Raw genomic sequence first — 11,379 nt, 5'->3', positions numbered from 1 at the left:
GGCTCAAAAACAAAGTGGCAGGTATGTCCATTTTCACAATCAATCTGATCATCAGAAATGCCATGCGCTACATTGTAAGCATCTGTAAAAAACAGCTTATTGCTTTTGACAAAGCTTGAGTTTTCTAACGCTTCAGTGCTTGGCTGCTTGTTTTTAACCCTATGCGCTGTTTTGGCAATATCTGAGCTAGCCAATGCGCTTTGTGCTGCCTGATTCATAGCAGAATCATCATCACCATAGTAAGCCGTCTCGCTCGGGTTTGGATTATATTTATCACCAAAGGCATCGGTTGGATGCGCATTTAAAATAGCATCTTGATTGATCTTCTGCGCCATCAATGCTTCATCCTTTGGCACGCTGTTATTGTAATCGCCTGCTTGTGAAGCAAAGCTAAGACTTGCGATCATTAAGCTTGTGATGAATGTAATACGTCTGACCATTTGCTTATCTCACTTTTAACTAAATACCCACTGGCAATGCTGCCAGAGACATCTTTATGCTTATTGCTTAATATCTGTAGCGCCTGATCAACACTAATATTGCCCGATAGCACATCAAACTTCGTATCTGCGCATATATCTCCAGCTTCACAATTCGGGCTACGTTTATAGGCAACAAATGCAGGCACTTCGGTAATATGAAACTGCCTAAACCAGATTGGATTCATCTCAACACCACCTGAAACCACTGTCTGATTTTTAAGTGTGATAATTTGAGCAACACGTTTTCTTGTGGTCGCAAAATCATTATTGACCAGTCCACGAATCATCACAGGGATATGTAAGCGTGCCGCCTGCATTAAAATTTGCCTTAATGAAACCGCTGGCATCGACAAGGTGACAAAAATCATCACCCCTTGTTGGGCTTCCTGTTTTACCCCCAGTTGATTAAATGCCTGATGGTACTTTTTAAACTGCAAACGCTTCCATTGATCCTCATGCTGGCTAATGGCTTTTTTAGCCGCTGCCATTTGATAATTAATCATGTTCTGATTATAGGACATCACTTGATCAACAGAATTTGCAAAACCCATAGACAGTGTGCTTAAAACACCAAGGAAACCAAAAAGACCAGAAAAAACCAAAACACCTAGTCTGATCACACAAAATTTATTAAACATTTCTCACCCTCTCACTATTTACAATAAACAGCAGTTACGTTTACGCCACATCAAAAACCCAAAATTATCACCTGTTGCAGGATTGTTATGCCCTGACTCCCATAGATAAGTAATATGCCCATACGGATGCACACTGGCAGCATCTGGAATAGTGTTCACCATTTCATAGCGATAGCGTGATTTAGGTAAAATAGGATGGTAAAGCGCATTACACATTCCGTATTGCGTAGGCTCACTGTCTTGAACAACCCCCTCGCGGTGTAGTTTATAATTAAAACGCTCTGATAAGAGTGTTGCACTTTGCACAGACGTATAACCATCTAAATTGTTACCATCCAATGGGTAAACGGTTGACGTTTGAGAACCCATGCACCAAAATAAAGCATCAATCGGTAACTGACTGTTTGGGATAGTTTTAATCGCATCCGCAGAACAAGCTATTTGTGCAATAGGATTCCCGAAAAGCAAGGCTTCTGGGTTGATGATCATTGATAAATCATCATCTTGCCATGCAGGATCAAACTCACTCATATATGCCAGATCGAAGTTATCCGCCTGAACACATCCAATTGAAGTAATGACATTCAAAAGGTAAGCAATAGGATATTTATACCAGTGAAGGTGAAAGAAATTCCCCTCAGGGTAGTCCTGATCGTTGTTAGTTGTTCTGCCACCAATATCTTCTTCTTTCATGCCCATGCTCATCTGAAAGCCCATATTGACCATGCAAAAAGGTGTTCTGGTGACATCAACTAAAGCATACGGCTCCCAATAACCAAACGATAACCCAATACGTTCAAAGACAGGTGGTGGCGCTGGACACATGCACACAGGCATTGCAGGGTTTTGCGTATCAGGCGCATCGCCTTGCGCCACTGGAATGCGACCAAAGGTAATGGGGAAAAGCCCTTTCCAGTCTATCGCACTTGGCATCACAAACTTACCTGTACAAGCAGCGCCTGCGGCATAAGATTCATTAAAAGATAACGACAGCATCGAAGCACAACCAGTTATCAGTACCATGCCACGAAATAACTTCTGCACAAGATTTTTAAGTATGCTCATCAAACCTTACCCCCTTGACAATATTGACTGGAGCAACTGACTTGTTGGACTTGCCATTTGTTTTTTACCTGACTGACAATACTTGGTACTGTCTTAATACCGAGCTTTGTCGATAAAAAGCCATGATAGTCGAAGTAAATTCTGCCCAGTTTATCGTAGGCAGTTTTTAAGTTACCTTGCGTTAAGATTAAATAATAAGGATGTCCTGAGTGCTGCATCGTGGTTATGGCTTGTGATGCCCATTCAACCTGACGCATATCTGTGCCATTGATAAAAATAATCACCTTGTCATAATGATGCGGCAAGTAATCAAACGGGTTTACTTTGTGCCCTTTATGCGCAAGCAAGCGCCCATCAGGTAGGCGAATATCATGCTCAATAGTAAGTGTTGGATCAACCATATAAACCCCACCCTTGCTAATCGTTGGATAATGATAAGGTTGTGTTGGGTTTAACGCTTCTTTTTGTGTAGTTTCCTGCATCTGTCTTTCAATATCAGCCCATTTGCCAGAAGCTTTTAAATCAGCAATTTTTGCCATTAAGTACAACAAAAAATCCTGCTCAGTGATGGGATAGGTTTTGCCATAAACACCCAAGTCTTTTGCCGTCACATTAGTTGGTGTTAAGGGTAGCGCCATTAATGCACCAACCACTGCAACCAGTTTTTTCCACTTCAGCGCCTTATTCATCAAGATCATGTTCATGCCCCTTAATTGCAAAATAATTAACACTTGATTGAGTATCAGCCGATTGCGCCTGTGATCGGTTTAATACTTGCATTTGCTGAGCAATTTCCTGTTGAATTACAGGTGTTGCATCAGGAATAAAGCTCACTGCCGCAGGGGTAACAATCAATGTACAGTTAAACTTTTGACAATAACGATATTCAACTTCTGACAGCACGGCATTAAATCGCTGAAACGCTTGTTTTTGCTGCTCAGCCGTTAAGTTCTGCTTAGCCAGTTGCTGCGTAAATAACTTGACGGTTTTGTTAACATCAAACGATACCAGTGAACGCGGCGGGTTAAAGTAATTCATTAATGACAACAACAACGCCACCACAGCAATAAAACTGATGACTGCCATAACAAACACCCATGATTTGCTTGTGCTTACCTTACGCATAAGCCACCTCGCCTTGTAATGCTTTAACTCGATCAGCAAAATAAGCATGTATCTCACTTGGAATCTCATCGCCATACAAACGTGCAGCCACCAGATAAACGGCTGTATCCATATCAATTCCTTGTGTCACCAACTCCTCAACCATTGAATCCTCGTTTGGCTCAGTGGTCAGCAATATGCGTTTATAAGGATCAAGGAAAAGACGATTAAATGTGGTTACACCACCTGCTTTAATCATCAGTGATGAAAAGCCTGCCGTGCCTGCTTTTTGAAAACTGTTAATAATCTTAGCTTCGGCATTGGTAAAGATATTACGATCAGATTGCAGATACTCAGCAAATTTCTCAGGATTCTGACGCATGATGATCTTAACCCCTGCATTATTCCATGCAGCTTCTGCGGCTTTAGAATTCAAAAAGTCTTCCATACCCTGTGTAATGACCACAAATGCCCCGTTAAATTTACGTGCCGTACGATAACCACACTCAATCATATTGGCAGTTTGCGGACTACTATCACCTATCAGCTTCCACGCTTCTTCAAACGCACACATCTTGCGTCTTTTCTTACCTGATCGGTACATCTTTTCATTGACCACAACCATCAAGCTAAAGACAACAATTTTTAACAACTCCTCGTCATACTCAAAATCCTCTAACTCAAGAATCGTAATAGGATTACCATCCTCTAAAATACTGCCCTCACCTGAAAACACATTGGCATAATGCCCATTATATTTGCGCGTGTATTTTCTTAGGTTGTAATACACTTGAAAGATTTTATTGGCTGTCTCCTGGTTCATTTCCTTGATTTCGTGATAATGGGTTTCAAGATACTCAACCACCAGTTCAATACTGGCATCCTGTCCATATTTTTTGCGCACAAAGCTCACTGCTGCCAAAATCGCTGATTTTTCGACTTCATCAAGCAATGCTTCAGGTTCTGCCATCACACTAATTAAGGTCGCAATCTGCTTATTAGACGCATCCAAATACTCTGAGTCATCACTGTTACTGATATAACGAAAAGGATTAATGTTAATATCTTTAGCAGAAAGGTACTTTGCCTTATTGGAAATAGCATACTTGCGAGACGATCCCCCTTTATCAAACAAGTAAAGCTCGCCGCCACGCTGGATATGATTATCATATAACGCCTGCATAAAAACGGACTTTCCAGCACCTGAATAAGCGCACACCACCATATTGTAGTTATCTGCCTCTGTTTTAAAGTTATCTAAAAAGAACACCTGATTTCTAAAGGTTGGCAGCATTAAGCCAATGCGATCTTTTGAGCCTTTGTAATCGGCAACAATTGGCAACATATTGGCAATATTAAAGGTGGTAACCGTTTGTGTTATTGCAGCTTGTGATGCTGCCATCTTATAGTCATGTTTACAAAAAGGCAGTGTGCTAAATAGCCCTTCCCACTGTAACTCCTCATTAACCGACAAACTCATCCCTTTGGCTTTAAAGCAGGATATAGCTGTCTCTGTATCAACATCATAGTTTTCTTCTGAGGTAAACAACATTAAATCTAAGGTCATATTGGCAAGCTTGAACTGCCCCTTATCCTGACCCTTAACAATAAAATCCCACTCCTGTATATCTTCATCAATCAAAGGAAAAAAGTCTCGTAGCTTAGCATTGCCTGCAATACGTCTTTTACCTGCTAATTTACGCGATGATTTTGCCTTTGATGTAGATAGTGGCTGCACTTCAAAATTCATCGTCATGATAAATGGACACTGAATGGCATTTTGTCCATTAGCAATGTCTGCATATAAATCCGCAACCATTCCAAGCGCAAACTCAAAAGGCAATGATCTTAAAGACAGATTAACCGTGCGTGTTGCACGCTTTTGCCCTTTTTGATTACGAAACTGCCAGTCAATACTGTTGTCATTAACACCAAACTTGGTATCCCCCGATAACACCTGTTTGGAGAGATAGTTTAAACGATCATACTGGTATTGATCACTGGCAATACTGTTTAGATCATTGTTGCCAATAAAATGAATGTACTGGATTAAATCTTCAGGTTTAAAATCACGATGACCAATACCTGTTGTTGAAAACGCCGTCTCCACATCCTGCTTTAACCTCAGTAGACGCTTGACATCCTTTTGTTTACTCTTGCTGGAGAAAAAGCAATAGGCTTTGTAATCACGTAATGCAGTTTTTAGTCCTAAGTTCGATTTAAAGCCTGTAATGGCATGCTTCTTTACAAAGGCATGTTCAAAAAGTGCATGCTTAGCATGATCACCACCACGCACCTTACATGCTTCAACATTGCTGGCTAAAACCTCATGTGTATGCTGACTACCCACCAATGAAAAGCCAAAATTCCACGCTTTGCCCTCTGGGAATTTATCTTTAATTAAAGAAGATAGCTGCGTAATCACCTGTTGATTCGCCCCTGCTAAAACGGTCATTTCTTTCATAAAGCCCACACTGTTAGTGTTATGAAAAAATGCCGTATCTTCTTCATAAAACCGATAAGGTAAATATGTATTTAAATGATTGGGGTTGTGTTTCGTTATTTTGATTTTATTTGCTTTTTTAACTTTTGTTTGTTCAGATGATTTCATAGCAACACGTCCTCTTTATCCTCTATTAGTCTTCAAGGTAACTGCCAAATCCATCACTGCGAATCGCTGAAACAGGATAGTCACGCCAATGTGATGGGGTTACAACCGTATACACGTAAGACGCATCGTGATAGTTGTCTTGCCTGTCCTTAAACGGCGCAATCCAAATACGCTTCACATGATCACTGGTGCGCTCTGGTTGACCAGAGTCAGGGATGGCACGAGTAAAGCCCGCGGGAATCTCAAGCTTCACACCAGCAAGCGTTTTAGCATCAGCGGCTTTCGAGTTTTGACTGTTGCCAATATCAATGGGGTTTTGTGTTAAGTCACTGTTAGCATTGATGCGTCCATTTTGAACATTTTTATATACATCATTCATGGATACACAACCTGCTCCAAGACCACCGATCTTGTCGCAATTAAAATCACCATTCATCGCAGCGCAACCACTCAAAAGCAGAACACCCGCGCCAATGAAACCTAACATCAGCTTTTGCGCCCATTTTGTCGTCACAGTGACAGTCGATGTCTGATATATGAAATTGATGTTATTTTTACTCTCTTGCATACTTCTACTGCTTTCGCTATTTCTTCTCTTTAAACCAACTGCCATGATTACTGCCCCGCCTGTTGTAACTGTTGATTGACTTCATTCATTTTTTGATTGGCAATGCTCTGTTGTGCGGCAATCATTTGCGCAATGCTTGGCTTTTTCGGCTTTTCTGTTTGCCCGTAGTGCATAGGTGTATGCATGCCAATGGCACGTGTTTGTTTAGGATCAAGGTGAAAACCACCTAAGAAAACCAAATCAACCATGGCACCCGCATTAATCTGAATGATAGGGTGATATTGCTCAGCCAGTTTGATGTAATAATCGGCAATCTTGCCTAAAGCCGTTTGCGCACCTTGTCCTAGTCCTGCCTTTAATACATCACCGCCTGAAATAGTTTGTGTTGCACCTAATGGGGATACACTCGTTGTTGTAGATGCTTGTGATAATGCGCCACCAACACCTGATAGGAAACCTGATAGACCTGACATTTCTATGATTTTGCCATTACGCATCACAGGGATACCGCGAATGCCATTTTTACCCCCAATATCAACGGCTGTCCCTTCGACAGGAATATCCAACACACTGCCATCATCGCGTGTACACGATAAGCGATCGAGTTTAACAATGCCGCGTTCAGATGATATTTCCCCTGTCACACCCGCAGTCACAAAGCAGTGTTTCAATGGCGCACGTCTGCCATTTGGCTCATAGCCATTTTCTAAAATCTGAAACTCAACAGGTGTTGCATCTCCTTGAGAGTTCACCCCAGCATTCGCATCAGCACCATAAAGCATCACTGCTTTTGCAAATGTCCCTGTTGGCACGAAATTTGATGCATCATACGGGTTATCTTCTTTTTCATTTTGCGCAAAACTAAAATGAAAGCTTGAGATTTGCTGTGTTGCTAATTGTGGCGCACCACCGACTTCCTGCATATCCAAGCCTTGCGTTTTATCTTTACCTAAAGCGCGTGTATTGCCATAAAGACCCAGCATGTTTAAGTGTAGTGGTGCTTTACTGGCATTATTGGTCATAGCACCACTATTGCTATCTGTATCCGTGGCAGTTTCAACCCCATGCTTGTTGGTGTTGATGTTTTCCAGCGCTCCTTGGGTGCCGCGTAACTGATTCTGTAAGTCACGAATGGTTTTAGATTGTTTGTCCTCTTGCTCTTTTGCTGCATCTTGAATGCCCTGCATTCTTTTTTGCATCACATCCAACTGCTTTTGCAATTTAGATAACTGAATCTGATTAGACTGCAATGCTGTTGATTCATAGGCATGGGTAAAATCTGTTGTCACTCCAGCAAGATTCACTGTCTGCTGATTGGCATTCGGGATCAAACTATCGACACTATTATTTTTGTTTTTAATATGAACAATCAAACTAATGACAATGATGAGCAGCAAAACAAAGCCGCCTATAAAAATAATGTTTTTATACGGCGAACACTTATCCCACAGGGTTTGATTTTCTTCCTCATAATCATCATCAGCATCACTATGATCAGATGATTGATCCTGCTCAGTTCTCTCAGTTTGCTCATTTTGCTGATCTTGGTTATCATATTGGTCTTGTTTTTTCTTGAAAAAACTCAAGAAGTTCAAAAAACTGAATAAGCCCGTGATCTTTGCCAATAAACCTTTTGTTAGGTTTTGCTTAGCTGCTTCATCACCACTATTTTTACTTTCAGCACTTTTCTTATCTTCCTGATCATTGTTATCTTTGTTGGTATCTTTATTGCCACCCTGATGAGTTAAGCTATCTTGATCGCCTTGATTATCTTCTTGATAACCATCACCACCCTCTTGATTTGGGTTATTCAGTTCTTTATCTTCAAACTCGTTAAAATCTTTCATCATCTGCCCCTTATCTTAATACATACAAGTAAGTGCTTTGATGGGGTACCAGTGAGTGCTGATCTAACGCGATAGCACGATCACCATGCGTATAAAATTGTGACTCTGCCAAAGGTGTTGGTAGCTTACCCGTATTAGTTAACTGATATACCACGCCTTTAAGTGTCGCGCTTTGATAAGCTTTTATTGGGCGAACGGTTAAATTGTCGTAAATCGTGTTACCACTTTGATTATCATCTGACTTAACAGCAACATAACTGAAATTGTCACTTTCTTTATCCTGTATCATCTGACGCATACGCTTGATAATAAGCTTTTGATAAGGACTGTCTTCCTCTGTGGCTTTTTTCGTTGGATTGCCACCAATCAATACAAATTCAACCGTATCCCCCAAGCCAGAATCATTGATTTTAGGGGTGACGTTCACGCTAAAGTTGTATCCACCATGTGTTGTCACATGATACGTAAATGAATTACTCGTGTGATACTTGATCTTAACCGCACCTGATGGATCATCTTTATCAAAACTGATTTCACAAAAACTCTGTGGGCAGTCAATATTGCTGATACTGTCACCTTTGACAAATAGGCGATTAAGCTGATGCTCACTCATTCTAAGCTGCACTGTCTCATTATTGCCAAGCGTGACCACAACAGGTGGCTGAATCATAATATGCGCTTGCGGCTTGGCAACTTTAGGGGCTATCTGATCTGATACTTCTGACACTGCCGCTACTGCTTCTGTTGCATCTTCTGGCTTTACGATATTGGTAGACTTTGATGATTCAATAGCATCAGTTTTTCTATCATTTTTTTCATTATTTTCATTATTTTTTTCATCTGGTTTCAGCGCTAAATTTTGCTGATTAAAATGTAAGTTTGGTTTGATAGCCTCATTATTAGCGGCTACCGCTACCAATGGCATCAATGACAAACATACTGCACCCCAGCATGCTTGGGTAATAAATCGCTTAAGCATGTTTCTTCTCCCATTTAGATAAACTTAAGAGCTTGACGGTGCCATTACTTAATTCATAACGCACAAGGTAAGTGACATTGTCATCAGGCAAAATATTTGAGCCAGAACTACGCTTTAAAATACCTGACACCTTAACCATTAACTGTGGGGCATCAACAATAATGCTCGATAAGGAAAAACTAGCGGATATATCCCCTGCTTTAATTGCCTCTGTTTCTTCAATCAATTGCTTTTCAACCGCGCCATATACTTCAGGTGCCACATAATCTAAAAATAACTGATGTGTTGCTGCTACTGTCTTCGGTGTTACGTTGAGCTTAAGACCAATTAAAAATAAGGTCATTTGTTGCAAATAACTTTGATCTACCGAAGTATTACTTACTGTGAATGGCTGAGTGATAATAGGTGGCACCACAATCACCTTTGCATCACGTTTAAACTTAAACAGCAAAATACCCTCAAGGATCGCGACAATCGTAATGCCAATCAGCGCAAAAATAAGAATCTTGCTCACCTGATTTGCAATGTCCACTTTGGTTTTACTTAAATTAAAATCCATGATTTTTACCTTGTTTTACACTTTTATCATCTTGGCTCATCGATCATCACAACCTAAAAAAGCCATTTGTTCTTTGATTTAGGCGGCACCTTAGAGAACACACTGACGGGTAAAATACGCTGCAATCTGATCATCAAAAAATCGGTGCCATGACCCTGTTTAAAATACTTAAGAATACCAACCCATATCCCCGCCAAAATGAGTGCCATAATAGGTTGCTTAAACATAAAAAACACAACCAGAAAAATTACGAGCGCTGGGATAAATTCATCCAACGTCATAAATAAAAATTTCCTTGGCGCATTGAGCCTTGACGGTATTCTGAAATCCAGATCATCACTCATCGACTTATCTCACACGAATGAAATTAAAATGCTGTAGCCTAGCAAGCAGGCACCATAACCAGAAAGCCACTTAACCCAATCTCCTGATTGTTTGGCTTTAACAATCGTACCTAATAAGCCAACCCCAAAGACCGTGAAATACAAGGTGCTTCCTACGCCAATGCTGTCCTGAATATTGGTTTTACCTGAACTGAAGTAGTCAGTAGCAAAACACTGGCTGACAACAAAAAGATTCAGCAAAACAGCACTCACATAAGCAATGAGTGATTTCATATGGTTTTTAACAACTTTAAACATTTTATTTTCCTCTTTCGTTTTTATGGTTCTTGGTTTTTGTCTTTAGTTTGTTTGTTGATTTTTATTTCTTGCGCTAGTGCCGTTTTAAGGCTTATCAATTTTTCTCTTTACGCTAATGCCTTTTTATCAGGCAAAAAGCACCCTACCCACTGGATATGGGCTTTTAAAAAATCATCGCATTAAATCACTACTGGCTTATAATCAACTCAGCCTGAATCAATCCATTTAAGCATCATCTCTACTCCCCTTTGTTATTGACTAGATAAAACATTACCAACCAAGTCACCAATGACTCGGTACATAAAAATAATGCACGCTAAGTAAACGGCATAATGACTAATGACATCACTTGAGGCTTTAGCAGCAATATTTTCCATGGCTGCATGATATTGGATCACATCAAGGTACATAAACCAGATGTGTTGCAATATCATGATGCTGATAATCAATAAACTCGATAGGCACAAAGACCAAAACATATTAATCAGCACATAAACGACTGATTTTAATATCTTGTTACCTGCTTCTGTCAAAGCTAATTTATTTAGCTTGTTTGCTTTAATATTCTCCACTGAGATTCTCCCTGATTGATTAATGTAAAACTTCTATGGACAGTAAGCCACTGCCTATATTGAGTGATTGACCATGCAATAATGCATCCTCAGCAGATAATGCCACTTCACCAAAACACTTCTGACAAAACCACTCCAACTCATCATGTGTGATAATTTTGTTGCCTGTAGGATGGTGTAATAAAAAACGCGTATCTTCATCGCTAAAATTCAAAGGCTTTTGATGCTCTTTGGCATTGAAAGCAACACATAGACAGTCTGCTATGCTGTTTTTAAGTAGATTTGCTTTTCAATACCTTCCCAATCTTGATTC

General features: G+C 40.2%; 14 protein-coding genes. All 14 read right to left on the bottom strand.

Annotation, left to right across the window (positions count from 1 at the left end):
- The coding region (locus ACY10D_RS12230) for a hypothetical protein (protein ID WP_487001004.1) at positions 1-440 on the bottom strand (440 nt) is incomplete at its 3' end.
- Positions 407-1,120, bottom strand: a complete 714-nt coding sequence (gene trbC / locus ACY10D_RS12225) for a type-F conjugative transfer system pilin assembly protein TrbC (protein WP_487001003.1) — start codon at positions 1,118-1,120, stop codon at positions 407-409. The genes trbC and ACY10D_RS12230, both read right to left, overlap by 34 nt.
- 18 nt (positions 1,121-1,138) lie before the next feature.
- Positions 1,139-2,185, bottom strand: a complete 1,047-nt coding sequence (gene traU, locus ACY10D_RS12220) for a conjugal transfer pilus assembly protein TraU (RefSeq protein WP_487001002.1) — start codon at positions 2,183-2,185, stop codon at positions 1,139-1,141.
- Complete coding sequence (locus tag ACY10D_RS12215; RefSeq protein ID WP_487001001.1) at positions 2,185-2,883, bottom strand: hypothetical protein; 699 nt, start codon at positions 2,881-2,883, stop codon at positions 2,185-2,187. Before ACY10D_RS12215 ends, traU begins: the two co-directional genes overlap by 1 nt.
- Complete coding sequence (locus tag ACY10D_RS12210; RefSeq protein ID WP_487001000.1) at positions 2,867-3,310, bottom strand: TrbI F-type domain-containing protein; 444 nt, start codon at positions 3,308-3,310, stop codon at positions 2,867-2,869. Before ACY10D_RS12210 ends, ACY10D_RS12215 begins: the two co-directional genes overlap by 17 nt.
- Positions 3,303-5,900, bottom strand: a complete 2,598-nt coding sequence (gene traC / locus ACY10D_RS12205) for a type IV secretion system protein TraC (protein WP_487000999.1) — start codon at positions 5,898-5,900, stop codon at positions 3,303-3,305. Before traC ends, ACY10D_RS12210 begins: the two co-directional genes overlap by 8 nt.
- Before the next feature lie 25 nt (positions 5,901-5,925).
- The gene (traV, locus tag ACY10D_RS12200) at positions 5,926-6,468 is read right to left on the bottom strand and encodes a type IV conjugative transfer system lipoprotein TraV (protein ID WP_487000998.1); all 543 of its coding nucleotides are present in this window, start codon (positions 6,466-6,468) and stop codon (positions 5,926-5,928) included.
- Positions 6,469-6,515: 47 nt separating this feature from the next.
- Positions 6,516-8,315 (bottom strand): TraB/TrbI/VirB10 family type IV secretion system protein, encoded by a 1,800-nt coding sequence (locus tag ACY10D_RS12195; RefSeq protein ID WP_487000997.1) that lies wholly within the window; start codon positions 8,313-8,315, stop codon positions 6,516-6,518.
- A 10-nt stretch (positions 8,316-8,325) separates the two neighbouring features.
- Positions 8,326-9,294, bottom strand: coding sequence for a type-F conjugative transfer system secretin TraK (traK, locus tag ACY10D_RS12190; RefSeq protein ID WP_487000996.1), 969 nt, complete (start codon positions 9,292-9,294; stop codon positions 8,326-8,328).
- Complete coding sequence (gene traE, locus ACY10D_RS12185; protein WP_487000995.1) at positions 9,287-9,853, bottom strand: type IV conjugative transfer system protein TraE; 567 nt, start codon at positions 9,851-9,853, stop codon at positions 9,287-9,289. Before traE ends, traK begins: the two co-directional genes overlap by 8 nt.
- Positions 9,854-9,906: 53 nt before the next feature.
- The gene (traL, locus tag ACY10D_RS12180; RefSeq protein ID WP_487000994.1) at positions 9,907-10,197 is read right to left on the bottom strand and encodes a type IV conjugative transfer system protein TraL; all 291 of its coding nucleotides are present in this window, start codon (positions 10,195-10,197) and stop codon (positions 9,907-9,909) included.
- A gap of 9 nt (positions 10,198-10,206) precedes the next feature.
- Positions 10,207-10,494 (bottom strand): hypothetical protein, encoded by a 288-nt coding sequence (locus ACY10D_RS12175; protein ID WP_487000993.1) that lies wholly within the window; start codon positions 10,492-10,494, stop codon positions 10,207-10,209.
- A gap of 251 nt (positions 10,495-10,745) precedes the next feature.
- Complete coding sequence (locus ACY10D_RS12170) at positions 10,746-11,066, bottom strand: hypothetical protein (protein WP_487000992.1); 321 nt, start codon at positions 11,064-11,066, stop codon at positions 10,746-10,748.
- Between the two features lie 19 nt (positions 11,067-11,085).
- Positions 11,086-11,280: a hypothetical protein gene (locus ACY10D_RS12165; RefSeq protein ID WP_487000991.1), complete on the bottom strand. Its 195-nt coding sequence runs from the start codon at positions 11,278-11,280 to the stop codon at positions 11,086-11,088.
- Positions 11,281-11,379 lie beyond the last annotated feature (99 nt).

The organism is Cysteiniphilum sp. (assembly GCF_057495195.1).
Note: the sequence above shows the minus strand (reverse complement) of the source record. Positions and strands in the feature narration are given on the sequence as shown.